This is a genomic window from Klebsiella terrigena, assembly GCF_012029655.1.
Taxonomy (GTDB): domain Bacteria; phylum Pseudomonadota; class Gammaproteobacteria; order Enterobacterales; family Enterobacteriaceae; genus Klebsiella; species Klebsiella terrigena.
In genome coordinates, this window is record NZ_CP050508.1 from 487231 (window position 1) to 502962 (window position 15732).

Annotated in this window: 15 protein-coding genes; 12 read left to right on the plus strand and 3 right to left on the minus strand. The window is 56.6% G+C overall.

Annotation, left to right across the window (positions count from 1 at the left end):
• Positions 1 to 5 precede the first annotated feature (5 nt).
• The 6 genes from mdh to HCK03_RS02345 all read left to right on the plus strand — a co-directional run bounded on the left by mdh (position 6) and on the right by HCK03_RS02345 (position 7588).
• Positions 6 to 944: a malate dehydrogenase gene (gene mdh, locus HCK03_RS02320; protein WP_041147447.1), complete on the plus strand. Its 939-nt coding sequence runs from the start codon at positions 6 to 8 to the stop codon at positions 942 to 944.
• Positions 945 to 1189: 245 nt separating this feature from the next.
• Positions 1190 to 2089 carry a helix-turn-helix domain-containing protein gene (locus HCK03_RS02325; RefSeq protein ID WP_123551873.1) on the plus strand — a complete coding sequence of 300 codons (900 nt, stop codon included), beginning with the start codon at positions 1190 to 1192 and terminating at the stop codon, positions 2087 to 2089.
• Positions 2086 to 3519, plus strand: a complete 1434-nt coding sequence (locus HCK03_RS02330; protein ID WP_167691082.1) for an arabinose isomerase — start codon at positions 2086 to 2088, stop codon at positions 3517 to 3519. The genes HCK03_RS02325 and HCK03_RS02330 overlap by 4 nt, the downstream gene beginning before the upstream one ends.
• A gap of 18 nt (positions 3520 to 3537) precedes the next feature.
• Entirely contained in the window at positions 3538 to 4938 is a 1401-nt protein-coding gene (locus HCK03_RS02335) for a sugar isomerase (RefSeq protein WP_167691083.1), read from the plus strand.
• Positions 4939 to 5107: 169 nt separating this feature from the next.
• Entirely contained in the window at positions 5108 to 6556 is a 1449-nt protein-coding gene (locus tag HCK03_RS02340) for a sugar porter family MFS transporter (RefSeq protein ID WP_167691084.1), read from the plus strand.
• 9 nt (positions 6557 to 6565) lie between these two features.
• Positions 6566 to 7588: an alcohol dehydrogenase catalytic domain-containing protein gene (locus HCK03_RS02345; RefSeq protein WP_167691085.1), complete on the plus strand. Its 1023-nt coding sequence runs from the start codon at positions 6566 to 6568 to the stop codon at positions 7586 to 7588.
• 47 nt (positions 7589 to 7635) lie between these two features.
• On the opposite strand, the gene degS is transcribed toward HCK03_RS02345, so the two are convergent.
• From degS to zapG, 3 genes are all read right to left on the minus strand, one after another.
• Positions 7636 to 8694 (minus strand): outer membrane-stress sensor serine endopeptidase DegS, encoded by a 1059-nt coding sequence (degS, locus tag HCK03_RS02350; protein ID WP_041147441.1) that lies wholly within the window; start codon positions 8692 to 8694, stop codon positions 7636 to 7638.
• Between the two features lie 153 nt (positions 8695 to 8847).
• Complete coding sequence (degQ, locus tag HCK03_RS02355) at positions 8848 to 10215, minus strand: serine endoprotease DegQ (protein WP_167691086.1); 1368 nt, start codon at positions 10213 to 10215, stop codon at positions 8848 to 8850.
• Positions 10216 to 10390: 175 nt separating this feature from the next.
• The gene (gene zapG, locus HCK03_RS02360) at positions 10391 to 10789 is read right to left on the minus strand and encodes a Z-ring associated protein ZapG (protein WP_041147439.1); all 399 of its coding nucleotides are present in this window, start codon (positions 10787 to 10789) and stop codon (positions 10391 to 10393) included.
• 190 nt (positions 10790 to 10979) lie between these two features.
• On the opposite strand from zapG, the gene zapE reads away from it, so the two are divergent.
• The 6 genes from zapE (at position 10980) to nanR (ending at position 15650) form a co-directional block, all read left to right on the plus strand.
• A complete protein-coding gene (gene zapE, locus HCK03_RS02365) occupies positions 10980 to 12107 on the plus strand; it encodes a cell division protein ZapE (protein WP_134527902.1) in 1128 nt (375 codons plus the stop codon).
• A gap of 289 nt (positions 12108 to 12396) precedes the next feature.
• Positions 12397 to 12825 carry a 50S ribosomal protein L13 gene (gene rplM / locus HCK03_RS02370; protein ID WP_004106200.1) on the plus strand — a complete coding sequence of 143 codons (429 nt, stop codon included), beginning with the start codon at positions 12397 to 12399 and terminating at the stop codon, positions 12823 to 12825.
• A gap of 15 nt (positions 12826 to 12840) precedes the next feature.
• Positions 12841 to 13233 (plus strand): 30S ribosomal protein S9, encoded by a 393-nt coding sequence (gene rpsI / locus HCK03_RS02375; RefSeq protein WP_003025138.1) that lies wholly within the window; start codon positions 12841 to 12843, stop codon positions 13231 to 13233.
• 311 nt (positions 13234 to 13544) lie between these two features.
• On the plus strand, positions 13545 to 14183 hold the full coding sequence (sspA, locus tag HCK03_RS02380) for a stringent starvation protein SspA (protein ID WP_041147437.1): 639 nt from the start codon (positions 13545 to 13547) through the stop codon (positions 14181 to 14183).
• 3 nt (positions 14184 to 14186) lie between these two features.
• Positions 14187 to 14681 carry a ClpXP protease specificity-enhancing factor gene (gene sspB / locus HCK03_RS02385; RefSeq protein ID WP_041147436.1) on the plus strand — a complete coding sequence of 165 codons (495 nt, stop codon included), beginning with the start codon at positions 14187 to 14189 and terminating at the stop codon, positions 14679 to 14681.
• Between the two features lie 171 nt (positions 14682 to 14852).
• On the plus strand, positions 14853 to 15650 hold the full coding sequence (nanR, locus tag HCK03_RS02390) for a transcriptional regulator NanR (protein WP_041147435.1): 798 nt from the start codon (positions 14853 to 14855) through the stop codon (positions 15648 to 15650).
• Positions 15651 to 15732 lie beyond the last annotated feature (82 nt).

Consider the following 15732-nt stretch of genomic DNA (forward strand, 5'->3'; position numbering starts at 1 on the left):
TTAGGATGAAAGTTGCAGTCCTCGGCGCCGCTGGTGGAATCGGCCAGGCGCTTGCCCTACTACTTAAGACCCAACTGCCTTCAGGTTCAGAACTCTCGTTGTACGACATTGCTCCGGTAACCCCGGGCGTGGCGGTTGATCTTAGCCATATCCCTACCGATGTAAAAATCAAAGGTTTCTCCGGTGAAGACGCAACCCCGGCGCTCGAAGGCGCTGATGTGGTGCTGATTTCCGCTGGCGTTGCGCGCAAGCCAGGAATGGATCGCTCCGATTTATTTAACGTTAACGCCGGTATCGTGAAAAATCTGGTTCAGCAGATTGCCAAAACCAGCCCGCAGGCCTGCATCGGTATTATTACCAACCCGGTGAACACGACGGTGGCGATTGCGGCAGAAGTGCTGAAAAAAGCCGGCGTTTACGATAAGAACAAGCTGTTTGGCGTCACCACGCTGGACATTATCCGCTCTAATACCTTTGTCGCTGAGCTGAAAGGTAAATCCTCATCTGATGTCGAAGTGCCGGTGATTGGCGGCCACTCTGGCGTCACAATCCTGCCGTTACTGTCACAGATTGCTGGCGTAAGCTTCAGCGAACAAGAGGTGGCAGACCTGACGAAACGTATTCAAAACGCCGGCACCGAAGTCGTTGAGGCCAAAGCCGGTGGCGGATCGGCAACCCTCTCTATGGGCCAGGCGGCAGCGCGTTTCGGCCTCTCGCTGGTCCGCGCGATGCAGGGCGAGAAGGGCGTGGTGGAATGCGCCTATGTTGAAGGCGATGGCCAGTACGCGCGCTTCTTCTCACAGCCGCTGCTGTTGGGCAAAAATGGTGTAGAAGAGCGTCGTTCGATTGGCACGCTCAGCGCGTTTGAACAACAGGCACTGGAAGGCATGCTCGATACGCTGAAGAAAGATATCGCCCTGGGCGAAGATTTCGTTAATAAGTAACTGTTCTGATTTGCGAATGATATAAACGAGCGGGCAGCCTTGCCCGCTCGCTGTTTTAAAGCCTCTGCTGGTCCACTCGCCTTTAATTGTTATCAAAATGTGATCGCCTCTGCAACTTCTGCAATCCCTTCCTGATTCTTGATTTTTTGGTCACGCTACGACCGAATTTCCACCCGGCTCTTAAGGCGGCGCGGCTTTTGGCTGGCTTATATTGATTCCACCTTGCCGCCATCACCGGGAAAAACATGACCTCCTTAATGCTAAAGCGCAGTGATTACTTCGCGAGTGCCGCCCATCCGGTGGCGGTGGAACATCGTTGTCCGCAGGATATCTTCCCTCTACATCGCCATGATTTTGATGAAATTGTCATCGTCTGGCGCGGTAATGGACTGCATATCTGGAACGGGCTGCCGTACCGCATTACCTACGGCGACGTGCTGTACGTGACCCAGCAGGATAGCCACTATTATCAGTCGGTCGATAACCTCGAGCTGGGCAACATTCTGTTTTGCCGCGACCGCCTGCGCCTGGGCACCGACTGGCACAATCTGCTGCCCGGCACGGAAACCCACCAGCAAAGCCGCAGCTGGCGATTGACCCGGGAGTCGCTGGCATTAATTCGCCAGCACGTCGAGCGCCTCGCTGGGGAATGCAGCAAGCGGGAGCCCCTCTCTTTACGCCTGACCGAGTCGATATTTCTCGAACTGGTACTTTTGCTAATGCGCCACCGCTACGCGCCGGACACGCTGGCTTCTCGTGCCCGTCAGGATATCGATCTGGTCATTGCCAGCCTCGGCTCGCGGCTGAATGAGAAGTTTGAGCTGGAGTCCCTCTGCGCGCAGCACCAGCTTTCTCCGCGTTCGGTGCGCGACGCTTTCAAACAGATAACCGGTATGACCATCAGCCGCTATCAGATGCAGCGCCGCCTGTGCCGCGCCATTACGCTGCTCGGCACCAGTGAACTCTCCATTGCAGAAGTGGCAGCGGTGAGCGGATTTAGCGACAGCAACTACTTCGCGGTCATCTTTCAGAAAACCTTTAATCAGTCCCCCAGCCACTGCCGGCGAGCGCTGCAGGAACGGGGCCCGGGACGCGGTCATTTTCCTTTCTCAGAAGATTTATCCTCATCAGGAGATAACCTATGAACACACCCGTCGTGCTTAATGCCGCGCTATTTGGTATCGGGCTCAATACCTACTGGCCACAGTTCAGCGGCCTTGAGCAGCGCCTACTGGGCTATTTGCAGGAGATTGAAGGGCAGCTCTGCGCGCCGTCGATCGATATCATCAACGGCGGGCTGGTCGATTCGCTGGAGAAAAGTGATGCGCTGGCCCGGCGCCTCAGGCAGTTTTCCCCGGACGTCATCGTGATCGCCATCAGCACCTACGCCCTGAGCTCGACGGTGCTGCCGCTGGTGCAGCAGTTTAGCGTGCCGGTGCTGATCCTCGCTCTCCAGCCCGAGCGCTCCTTGCCGTATAGCGTGATTCGCGATCTGCCCGATCGCGGGGCGCGCACCGGCGAGTGGCTGGCGCATTGCCAGGCATGCAGCGCGCCGGAGCTGGCGAACGTGTTTAATCGCGCCGGGATCCGCTGGGAAATGATCGTCGGGGCGCTGCATAACGATCCTCACGTCTGGCGTGAAGCCGGCGCCTGGCTGACGGCGCTGACCCTGAAAAAGCAGCTGGCGCAGACGCAGATTGGCGTGCTGGGCCACTACTACAACGGCATGTACGACGTCTATTCCAACATGACGAACCTCTCGGCAAAGCTTGGCGTGCGCTTCCAGCCGCTGGAGATGTGCGAGTTGCTGAGCTGGCGCGAGCAGGTTTCCGCCAGGCAGATAGAAGAGAAGCTGCGGGAAATAAAAGAAACGCTGGTCATCGATGACAGCTGCGATGAGCAGGAGCTGCGGCGAGCCACGCACACCGCCGTCGCCCTCGACAGCCTGGTCCAGGAAAACAAACTGCACGCGCTGGCTTATTACTACGAAGGCACGCCGGGCAGCGCCCATGAAAATATTGTCACCTCACTGATTGTGGGCAACACGCTGCTCACCGGACGAGAGATTCCGGTCGCCGGGGAGTACGAGGTTAAAAACGTCATCGCGATGAAAATTCTCTCGCTGCTGGGTGCCGGAGGCTCGTTTGCTGAACCTTACGGCATTGATTTTGATGATGATGTTGTGCTGTGGGGACACGATGGTCCGGCGCATCCGGCCATGGCGGAAGGAGAGGTGCGTCTTGTTCCTTTGCCGGTTTATCACGGCAAGCCCGGCAAGGGGATCTCAATCCAAATGAGCGTACGCAACGGGCCGGTCACCTTTCTGTCGGTGGTAGAAGACGTCAACAACCGGGTGATTTTGCAGTACGCCGAAGGGGAGTCGTTGGCAGGTGAAGTGCTGGATATCGGCAATACCAACAGCCGCTACCGTTTCGCCTGCGGCGCCAGGACCTTCACCGAAAGCTGGTCGCGCGGTGGGGCTGCTCATCACTGCGCCATCGGCATCGGCCACCACGGTGCAACGCTTGAAAAGCTTGCTGGCCTGCTCGGCGTGGCGGCTACCCGCATTGTATAACCGCAAAGGAGAACCTGTATGAGTGCAAAAATTGGTATTTTCGCTATCGGCCTTGAGGCTTACTGGCCGCAGTTTTCGGGCATGAAAGAGCGCCTGATGGAGCACCATCATCGGCTACTGGAAAAATTCTCGCCACGCGACGTCGTTGCCGTCGGGATGGTAGACAACCCGGAAAGGGCGCGGGAGGCGGGGCTGCGCTTTCAGGCGGAAGATGTGGATATTATCTTCTGCCACCTGACAACTTACGCCTCGTCAGAGTCACTGCTGCCGGTCGTGCGCGCGCTGGGCAACGTGACGCTGGTGCTGTTGAACGTGCAGTCAGTACCCGCGCTGGATCTGGATAAAACCCGGACTATCGACGACTGGCTGGGCCAAGGCTGTACCTGCGCCGGTCTGCCCGAAATGACTGCCGTGCTGCGCCGTTTCGAGCATTCTTTTGCGGTGGTTTCCGGCTATCTCGAGGGAGATACGATCCTTGATGAGAAGATGAGCCAGTGGTGCGATGCGGCTAATGCCTGTCGTCGTCTAAAGTCCGGGAATATTGGCATTCTTGGCCGCCCTTATCCGGGGATGATGGATCTCAACGTCGATGAAACGCAGATTTTCCGCACTTTCGGCAGCTATGTGAAGCACCTGAACTGGGAAGACATTGCGGCCAATATTGCTCACGGCTTTAACCAGGACGACATCGAGCGGGTGGGACGGGAGGTGAAAGAGGTGTTCCGCCTGCCGGAGGATCTGGATGAGCAGCACCTGACCTCAATGATTGAGGTCTATCTGGCGACCCGCAAGCTGGTGGGCGATCACCGGCTGATTGCGCTGTCGAACCATTTCGAGGTGCAGCCTGGCGGCTATATGCACCAGATAATCTCCGCGTCGAATCCGGTCTTTTCCATGCTGACCCGCCAGGGCATCGCCTGCCCGGTAGAGGCCGACATCAAAACGGCGATCGCGCTGACGCTGATGAAATCCCTGGCCGGCAGCGCGACGCTGACCGAGCTTTACTCGATGGATTTTAACCAGGATCTTTGCATCGTTGGGCACAGCGGGGCGGGCGATCCTGACATCGCCGATGAAAAATCCCTGCTCAAAATGAGCCCGGTCTTCCACGGCAAGCCGGGCAGCGGTTTTCTGACGCAGTTTACCCCGGCTACCGGGCCGGTCACTCTGGCTTCAGTGACTCAAGGGGCCGACGGACAGTACATGCTGGTGCTGGCCGAGGGCGAGTTGGTGGAAGGTAAAACGCTGCAGCTTGGGGATACCAACGCTCTGTTCCGTTTCCGCAAAGGGCTGCGCGCTTTTGTGGATGAGTGGTCCGCCTGCGGCCCGACCCACCACTGCGCCATGGGACGGGGATACCACGCCCAGGCGTTTCATAAACTTGGGCAGCTTCTGAAGATCCCTGTTCACGAGGTGTGATCTTTAGCGCGCACGATCGTCCCGATCCGATTGCCGTAGCGCGCCGTACGACCTGTGGGAAGCCCGTTTTCTCCCATTAATCCTTACTTTTTGTGATACCTGCTATCGCCTGGCCTCCCTTTGCCGAAATTTGGCCCAGGGAGCCTGACTATTCTCTTGTGAGGTTAATATGAACAACTTATCGACCCGTCCCACAACCAGCGATCGCGGTAGACGCTACAGCTTTCTGGTCGCCATCGGCGCAAGTATTGGCGGCCTGCTCTACGGCTACGATACGGGCATCATTGCCAGCGCCTTGCTCTTTCTGCGCGAGGATTTTGCCATCGCGGACAACGCCTTTATGCAGTCGGTGGTCACCTCCGCCACGCTGCTCGGTGCGATATTTGGCGCGCTGCTGACCGGCCCGCTCTCGGACCGCCTGGGCCGACGCAGAACCGTCATCGTTATCTCAATATTGTTTGCCTTATTCGCTCTGGGCTGCGCCTTAGCGACCTCTCTCAATATGCTGATTATCATGCGTTTCCTGCTTGGCCTGGGCGTTGGCGGCTCCTCGCAAATCGTGCCGATGTATATCGCCGAGCTCGCGCCTGCCCATCGGCGGGGCGCTCAGGGCGTGCTGTTCCAGATGATGATCTGCGTCGGCACGCTGCTGGCCTACGCCGTAGTCTATCTGCTTGGTCCGTCCGGCGCCTGGGAGTGGATGCTCGGGCTGGCGGTGATCCCGGCGGTGATTTTTATCGTGATGATGCTGTATCTGCCGGAAAGCCCGCGCTGGCTGGTGGGCAAGCAGCAGGCTAAACGGGCGGAGGAAATACTCGTCCGCGTAGGGCGCACCGGACACGAAGCCGCTCTGGAAGTAAAGGAGATAGAACGACTGCATCGGGACCAGCATTCGAGCTGGAGAGAGCTGTTTCAGCCCTGGGTGCGCCCCGCGCTGGTGGCAGGCCTTGGCATCGCTATTTTCTCTCAGGCTACCGGCATCAGCGCCATCATCTATTACGCCCCTTCTTTACTGGTGATGGCGCAGTTTGGCAAATCGGTGGCGATCCTGGGTTCCGTCGGGATCGGCGTGGTGCTCACGGTATTTACACTGCTGGGCATTTGGCTGCTGGACGTACTCGGGCGGCGGCGGCTGATGCTGATTGGCCTGCCCGGCGCGGTAGTCGTGCTGGCGGTGATGTCGATGCTGTTGCCCTGGTCCGCTCACGCGCAGGAGCTGCTGAGCGACGGCCATAAAATCATCGTGCTGGCCTGCCTGCTGGGATATTTCGCCTTCAACGGCGGCAGCCTGTCGGTGGTGACCTGGCTGTACTGCGCCGAAATATTCCCCCTTGGCGTGCGGGGCAAGGGGACGGCTTTGTGCTCGTTCGCGCTGTGGGTCGTCAATTTCCTTGTCACCCTGCTGCTCTATTTCACGGCGGATGCCCTTGGCATTGGCCTCGTGTTTGGCGCGCTGGCGGTGGTCAATGCGCTCGCCTGGGTCTTCGTATGGCGCTACGCCCCGGAGACGCGGGGAAGAACGCTGGAGGATATTGAACAGAGCCTGCTTAACGGGCAGTTCAACTCGCGCAATGCTGCTTCTTCGGGCGTTTTGCTCAATAAAATCAACTCAGACTAAGAGGTCGTTATGGAATTTAAAACGGATATTCCGCAGAGCCAGCGCGCGCTGTTTCTGATGGCGAAAAAAAACCTTGAGCTGCGAACTACGGATGTGCCGAAGCCGCAGGCCGGAGAAGTATTGCTGAAAATCGGTTCGGTGGGCGTATGCGGTTCAGACAAGCATTTTTACTTCGACGGCCGATGCGGCAGCGAAATGATTACCGAGCCGATGATTATGGGGCACGAGTTTGGCGGTGCGATTGTGGCGGTGGGGAAGGGCATTTCTCCGCATAGAGTAGGTCAGCGCGTCTCGGTGGATCCGCTGGTGCCCTGCGGCCGCTGCCAGCATTGTTTGCAGGGGAATTACAATATCTGTCCGACGCAGAAATTTTTCGGCGTGCCGGGTACCTACGGCGCCATGCAGCAGTATCTTTGCGTCCCCTCAGGTAATGCGCATGCCATCAGCGAGGCCGTTAGCGACGGCGCGGCGGCGATGGTCGAAACTATTTCGGTTGCCCTGGCCGGGGCACAAAAAGGCCGGATTGGCCTGGGTTCCCGGGTGTTAATTACCGGCGGTGGCCCGGTAGGTTTATTTGCCGTTCAGGTTGCGAAAACGCTTGGCGCGACGGAGGTCGTGCTGGCTGAACCTCAGGAAGGACGGCGCAAAATTGCCCACGAGCTGGGGGCTGAAACGCTGAGCGATCTGGCCGAAAACGATCGGCAGTACGACGTGCTGCTGGAATGCACGGGCGTGCAGTCCGTGCGCCACGACGCCTGTCTGAGCGTGCTTTCCGGCGGCCGGGCAATAATGATTGGCGTGGGCGAGCAGGTGGGAGGCTTTCCTATGTCGGCAGTGATAGAACGCGAAGTCACTGTTCATGGCGTAATGCGCTACAAGTTTACCTGGCCTGCGGTTATTGCGGCGCTGGAGGCGCAGAGGCTGAACGCCGATATCCTGATAAGCCGACGTTTGCCGCTGGCGCGTGCGCAGGAGGCATGGACGCTGCCGGTGGCCAATGAAATTAAGACGATGATCGACGTTAACGCCTGATTGACGTTAACGTCGATATGACGAGCTAAAGCCCGAGCCTTCGGGCTTTAGTTGGTTGCCGGGTATTCCTGAACGGCGATATGCAGGGTGATTTTCTTATCTTCGCGCATGATCACCACCGGAATTTCTGAACCTGGGCGGATCTCAGCAACCTGATCCATGGTTTCGAGAGCAGAAACCGCGGGCTTGTCATTGACCGAGATAATCACGTCGTTGGCGCGGATGCCGGCCTGGGCCGCAGGCCCTTCAGGCGCAACGTCGTTCACGACGATCCCCTGCAGCTGATCGATTCCGCCGCCCTGCGCATGTAGCGGCGCGATCTCACGACCGCTAATGCCGATGTAGCCGCGGATCACGCGGCCGTCGCGGATCAGCTTATCCATGATCTTAGTCGCCAGCTGGAAGGGGATAGCAAAACCGATCCCTTCCGGCGTTTCGCCGTCGTTGCTTTTATCAAATGAGAGCGTGTTAATGCCCATCAGCTCGCCCAGCGAGTTGACCAGCGCGCCGCCGGAGTTGCCGTGGTTGATAGAGGCATCGGTTTGCAGGAAGTTTTGTCGGCCCGTCGGGTTAAGGCCGATACGACCGGTGGCGCTGATAATCCCCTGAGTAATGGTTTGCCCGAGGTTATACGGGTTACCAATCGCCAGAACCACATCGCCAATATGCGGCACGCGTTTCGGATTAATCGGAATAACCGGCAGGCCGCCGTTGGCGTTGATTTTCAATACCGCAAGATCGGTCAGGGTATCAGAACCGACCAGCAGGGCTTCAAAGACGCGGCCGTCCTGCAGCGCGATGATGATCTGGTCAGCGTCGTTAATAACGTGCTTATTGGTCAGAATATACCCGCGCTGGTCCATGATGACGCCGGAACCCAGGGTCAGCTGATTGTGGCTGGTGCCGTTGAGGGCACGGTTATAGACGTTGACCACCGCAGGCGCAGCCCGGCGGACGGCAGGATTATAGCTGGCGGGCGATTCGTCCGCGCTATCGTACTGGGTCGTCGTCGACAGATGCCATTGACGCAGCGAGGGCATTGCGGCCAGCAGCAGTCCCCCGACGATCAAACCAATGAGTACTGAACGTAAAAGCTTTCCAGGCATGATGCAGATATCGTTGATTAATGGACAGGCGCAGCATAACACGACTTACGGGCGTCGTCTTTCACGTTACCGGCGCGCAGGCTGCGTCCCGTCGCCCGATAGGAATAGCGTATTTCCGGACATCGCGGCGATCGCCATGTCCGGATCCGTGCGTTAGCGCAGCAGGAGATAAATGCTTTCGTTACCGCGCATCACGTTCAGCGCGATGACCGCCGGCTTACTCTCCAGCACCTTGCGCAACTCGGCGATAGTGTTAATGCGCTCGCGGTTAAGGCCGATGATAATATCGTCCTTATGCAGGCCGACCTGTGCCGCAGGGCTGGCTTTATCGACGCTATCAACCACCACGCCTTTGGTACCGTCCTTCATCTGACCATCGTTCAACGATGCGCCCTGCAGGGCGGGTATAATCAGCTCGGCGCTGGCGCTGGAAGAGGTGCTCTTATCCAGGGTGACCTCAACATTCACCGGCTTACCGTCGCGCAGAAGCCCCAGCTTCACTTTGGTGCCCGGCTCGGTGGTGGCGATACGCGACCGCAGCTCGGCAAAGCTGTTGAGCGGCTTGTCGTTCATGCTGACAATCACGTCCCCGGATTTAATCCCCGCCTTAGCTGAACCGGAGTTCGGCAGCACTTCGCTGACAAAAGCACCGCGCTGAGCGTCGATATTCATCGCCCTGGCGATATCGGCGCTCATTTCAGTACCTTTAATTCCCAGCAGGCCGCGTTTGATTTCACCAAACTGAATCAGCTGCTGAGCGAGGGTTTTTGCCATGTTGCTGGGGATGGCAAAGCCGATGCCGACGCTGCCGCCGCCCGGAGCCAGAATCGCCGTATTGATGCCAATAAGTTCGCCATTCAGGTTCAGCAGCGCGCCGCCGGAGTTACCGCGGTTAATAGAGGCATCGGTCTGAATGAAGTTCTCCAGCCCTTCCAGGTTCAGGCCGCTGCGGCCGAGGGCGGAGATTATGCCCGAGGTGGCGGTCTGTCCGAGGCCGAAGGGGTTGCCGACGGCGACGGCGAAATCACCCACGCGCAGCTTATCGGAATCGGCGATAGCGATTTGCGTGAGGTGGGTTGGTTTTAGCAGCTGCAGCAGGGCGATATCGCTTTGATCGTCGCTGCCGACCAGCTTCGCATCAAACTCGCGACCATCGTTGAGCTGGACGCTTATCTTTTGCGCCTGGCTGATGACGTGATTATTGGTCAGCACATAGCCTTTTTCGGCGTCGATGATAACGCCTGAGCCGAGCCCCTCAAAAGGCTGAGCCTGCTCCTGCGGCGCATTGTCGCCAAAGTATTTTTTTAGCTCTTCCGGCATGTTTTGCGCAGGAGAGGCGGTGCCTTCAACCTGAACGCTAACCACCGCAGGCAGCACTTTTTCCAGCATCGGCGCCAGGCTCGGCAGCGCTCCCTGGCCCGGTACCTGCGTGGGTATCGACGCCGTAGCCGTAGGTATAACGGACAACGATAATCCGATGCTTAACGCTAACGCACTCAACAGCAAAGTCTGTTTCTTCATTAGATGCTGGCTCTCGTAACCTGAGGTGTGTGGAAAATCGTCCCGAATGGCCTGATGTTATTGAATTTTCGACCAGGTAACAACGTGGTCAATGTTTTAAATTGTAGCTGGGATGTAGGGGGGAAGACGGGCGCAGAGAGTGCGCCCGGAAAATATTTTTACGCTAACCGCAGGATTAGTCGCGTTTTGCACCACCGCGCAGCAGGCCGGATGCGCCTTCAGAATAGTCGCGCGGCATCTGCACCGGCGCCTGATCGTTACCGGCTTCTGATTCAGCCAGGCGGTTGCGGAACGGATTAGCCTCCGCCATGGTATCCGGCAGCAGGCTGCTGGAGCTTTTTGCCATATGCTGGTACAGCTGGCGATAGTCATCGGCCATGTTATCCAGCAGTTCAGCGCTGCGCGCAAAATGGCTGACCAGCTCTTCGCGATACTCTTCAAGCTCTGTTTTATTCTTTTCGAGTTCGAACTGCAGCGCCTGCTGTTGACGTAATTTGCGGTTGCCAAAACGCATGGCGACGGCACCGATGATGATACCGACAACTAGCCCAATTAGCGCATATTCCCAGGTCATGTACATCTCCCGTTGTTTTGTGGTTCCGTAGGGTGGCTATGAGGCTCTCCGCCTGCGCCCGATAGTGCCACTATAACCGCTAATTCCACAGAAGTGGAATCCTGGCGTATCATCGCGTAGTGTAGAACGGCCTTTTTTTCGACAATCGTGAGCTTTGACGTTACGATTTTCAAGGAATAACAATTAGATCATGCAAAGCCTGTCCCCAACATCGCGTTACCTTTTAGCTCTCAAAGAGGGCACTCATCAGCCCGACGACGTCCAGCAAGAAGCGGTAAGCCGCCTCGATACTATCTATCATGAACTGCAGGAAAAACCCGCGCCAACTCCGCAAAGCGGCGGCCTGCGGGCGAAATTTGGCAAACTGCTAGGCAAGCGTGAGCCAACGCCTGAAACGGGCTCCGCCCGCGGCCTGTACATGTGGGGTGGCGTGGGGCGCGGTAAAACCTGGCTGATGGACCTCTTTTATCAGAGCCTGCCCGGCGAGCGTAAGCAGCGCCTGCACTTTCACCGCTTTATGCTGCGCGTTCATGAAGAGCTGATTGCCCTGCAGGGGCACAGCGACCCGCTGGAGATCCTTGCTGACCGCTTCAAGGCGGAAACCGATGTGCTGTGCTTTGATGAGTTTTTTGTTTCAGACATTACCGATGCCATGCTGCTGGGTGGGTTAATGAAAGCGCTGTTTGCGCGCGGCATCACGCTGGTGGCGACCTCTAATATTCCCCCGGACGATCTGTATCGTAACGGCCTGCAGCGCGCCCGCTTCCTGCCGGCTATCGAGGCGATCAAGCAGCATTGCGATATCATGAACGTCGATGCGGGCATTGATTACCGTTTACGCACGCTCACTCAGGCCCACCTCTGGCTATCGCCGCTCAACGAGCAGACCCGGCAGCAGATGGATAAGCTGTGGCTGGCGCTGGCCGGCGCGAGGCGCGAGCAGACGCCGACGCTGGAGATTAACCACCGTCCTCTGCCCACGCTCGGCGTGGAGAACCAGACCCTGGCGGCGTCGTTCGCTACGCTGTGCGTTGATGCGAGGAGCCAGCATGACTATATTGCGCTGTCTCGCCTGTTCCATACCGTCATGCTATTTGATGTTCCGGTTATGACGACGCAGCTGGAGAGCGAGGCGCGGCGCTTCATTGCGCTGGTTGATGAATTCTACGAGCGCCACGTTAAGCTGGCGGTCAGCGCGGCGGTGCCGTTGCACGAAATTTACCAGGGCGAACGCCTGAAGTTCGAGTTCCAGCGCTGCCTGTCACGTCTGCAGGAGATGCAGAGCGAGGAGTATTTAAAGCGTCCTCATATGCCGTAACGCGCCTTTCTCCCTCTCCCGGCGGGAGAGGGCTAACGCAGATGCGCGAGGGCCCCCTCCGGTCGCGAAAAAACCCAATCCAAATCACATAAAGGGGTCGATCTTTACGCGTGACTTCTCTATAATCTTGCGACCCCACGTTACGAGAAGGTTTTTTTCCCAAAACTTTCTATGTGCCGGCATAGGCTATTCGAAGGGGTAGGTTTGCTGGACAATGTCGTGTGAACCTCAACTGACTAAACGTTTGGGTGTTCACCAACGTGTAACTTATTATTTGGGTAAGCTTTTAATGAAAACTTTTACAGCTAAACCAGAAACCGTAAAACGCGACTGGTATGTTGTTGACGCGACCGGTAAAACTCTGGGCCGTCTGGCTTCCGAACTGGCTCTGCGCCTGCGCGGCAAGCATAAAGCGGAATACACTCCGCACGTTGATACTGGTGATTACATCATCGTTCTGAACGCAGAAAAAGTTGCTGTAACCGGCAACAAGCGCGAAGACAAAATGTATTACCATCACACCGGCCACATCGGTGGTATCAAAGAAGCGACCTTTGAAGAGATGATTGCTCGCCGTCCTGAGCGTGTGATTGAAATCGCGGTTAAAGGCATGCTGCCAAAAGGCCCGCTGGGTCGTGCTATGTACCGTAAACTGAAAGTTTACGCGGGTAACGAGCACAACCACGCGGCACAGCAACCGCAAGTTCTTGACATCTAATCGGGATTATAGGCAATGGCTGAAAATCAATACTACGGCACTGGTCGCCGCAAAAGTTCTGCAGCTCGCGTTTTCATCAAACCGGGCAGCGGCAAAATCGTTATCAACCAACGTTCTCTGGAACAGTACTTCGGTCGTGAAACTGCCCGCATGGTAGTTCGTCAGCCGCTGGAACTGGTCGACATGGTTGAGAAACTGGATCTGTACATCACCGTTAAAGGTGGTGGTATCTCTGGTCAGGCTGGTGCGATCCGTCACGGTATCACCCGCGCTCTGATGGAGTATGATGAGTCCCTGCGTGGCGAACTGCGTAAAGCTGGTTTCGTTACTCGTGATGCTCGTCAGGTTGAACGTAAGAAAGTCGGTCTGCGTAAAGCACGTCGTCGTCCTCAGTTCTCCAAACGTTAATTGTTTTCTGCTCACGCAGAACAATTTGCGAAAAAACCCGCTTCGGCGGGTTTTTTTATGGATAAAACGGTCGTTTTGCATGGCGAAGTCACCCATTCTTACCACTTTTTCAGCATTTCCAGAATCCCCTCACCACAACGTCGTCAAGATCTGGTAAACTATCATCCAATTTTCTGCCCAAATGCTGGTGATTGTTCGTTTTTTGTTTCTTTCATAAACGAGAATGTCTTCCCGCGAATGGGGTTTTTACATCTGGCTAGCCATGCGTGGCTGGTAGCAGTACAAAATTCTGAATATACCTGGAGGTTTTCATGGCTGTCGCTGCCAACAAACGTTCGGTAATGACGCTGTTTTCTGGTCCTACTGACATCTATAGCCACCAAGTCCGCATCGTGCTGGCAGAAAAAGGTGTTAGTTTTGAGATAGAACACGTGGAGAAGGATAACCCACCTCAGGATCTGATTGACCTCAACCCAAATCAAAGCGTACCGACGCTGGTGGATCGTGAGCTCACTCTGTGGGAATCCCGCATCATTATGGAATATCTGGATGAGCGTTTCCCACATCCGCCGTTAATGCCGGTTTATCCGGTGGCGCGTGGTGAAAGCCGTCTGTACATGCAACGTATCGAAAAAGACTGGTATTCGCTGATGAATACCATTCAGACCGGCACCGCCGCACAGGCTGATAACGCGCGTAAGCAGCTGCGTGAAGAGCTGCAGGCGATTGCGCCAGTCTTCACCCAGAAGCCTTATTTCCTGAGCGATGAGTTCAGCCTGGTAGACTGCTACCTTGCACCGCTGCTGTGGCGTTTACCGGTACTCGGCGTCGAAGTGATTGGTGCGGGTGCGAAGGAGCTCAAGGGCTATATGACTCGCGTATTTGAACGTGACTCCTTCCTGGCTTCCTTAACTGAACCCGAGCGTGAAATGCGACTCGGTCGAGGCTAACCGATGGATGTATCGCAGCTAACGCCGCGTCGCCCGTATCTGCTACGGGCGTTCTATGAGTGGCTGCTGGATAACCAGCTGACTCCGCATCTGGTCGTCGATGTCACTTTGCCGGACGTTATGGTTCCGATGGAGTATGCGCGCGACGGACAGATCGTTCTCAACATTGCTCCGCGTGCCGTCGGGAATCTGGAGCTGGCTAACGATGAAGTGCGCTTCAACGCCCGCTTTGGCGGCGTTCCGCGCAATGTCTCCGTACCGCTGGCTGCCGTACTGGCTATCTACGCGCGTGAAAACGGCGCAGGGACCATGTTCGAGCCGGAAGCGGCTTACGATGAGGACGCCATCAGCCTGAATGATGACGAAGCATCGTTAAGCAACGATAACGAAACGGTGATGTCAGTGATTGACGGTGATAAGCCGGATAATCACGAGGATGACCCTGATGACACGCCGCCGCCTCGCGGTGGGCGACCGGCGCTACGCGTCGTGAAGTAATCCTCCAGGCAGGGCCATCAGGCCCTGCTTTTTTTATCTCATCCTGCGCCTGAATCCAGCGGTCTCACGCATCGTTAGCCGTCGTTCTGCCCTGGCTGCCGTTAGCTTCACCCGCCAGATGTTCCTATGATATGATGAATCTGCTGTCACATTTGTCACTCTTCGCTACCTATGGACACTATGAAAGCATCGGATACACCCGCTGAAAGTACTGCTGATAACGTCGGACGCTCGCTGCGTAGCCGGCCGCTGACGCGTAAAAAACTGTCCGAAATGGTCGAAGAAGAGCTGGAGCAAATGATTCGCCGGCGCGAGTTTGCCGAAGGTGAGCAGCTTCCCTCAGAGCGGGAGCTGATGACATTTTTCAACGTCGGCCGCCCGTCGGTACGTGAAGCGCTGGCGGCGCTAAAGCGTAAAGGTCTGGTGCAGATTAGCAACGGCGAACGGGCCCGCGTTTCGCGACCTTCTGCCGACACCATCATCGGGGAGCTCTCCGGTATGGCGAAAGATTTCCTCTCCCATCCCGGCGGAATCGCGCATTTCGAGCAGCTGCGTCTGTTTTTTGAATCCAGCCTGGTTCGCTACGCGGCTGAGCATGCCAGCGATGAACAGCTTGAAAAGCTGGTACAGGCTCTTGAGATCAACAGCCAGTCGCTGGATGACAATACGCTGTTTATCCGTTCAGACGTTGAGTTCCACCGCGTGCTGGCGGAAATTCCCGGCAATCCGATTTTTATGGCCATTCACGTTGCGCTCCTCGACTGGCTCATCGCCGCGCGTCCTAAGGTCCCTGAAAGGGAACTTTATGAGCATAATAATTTAAGCTATCAACAGCATATCGATATCGTTGCCGCCATTCGCCGCCGCGATCCGGATGAAGCCGATCGCGCTCTGCAAACCCACCTCAACAGCGTTTCCGCCACCTGGCACGCCTTCGGCAAGAAAAAACAGCCGCGTAAATCCGTCTAAGGATCTTCAGGATCGTTTAGTGAAGCAGATCGCATAATAAGCGTTTGGTATGAGGCTGCTGCTTATTCGTTCTGGTATAACA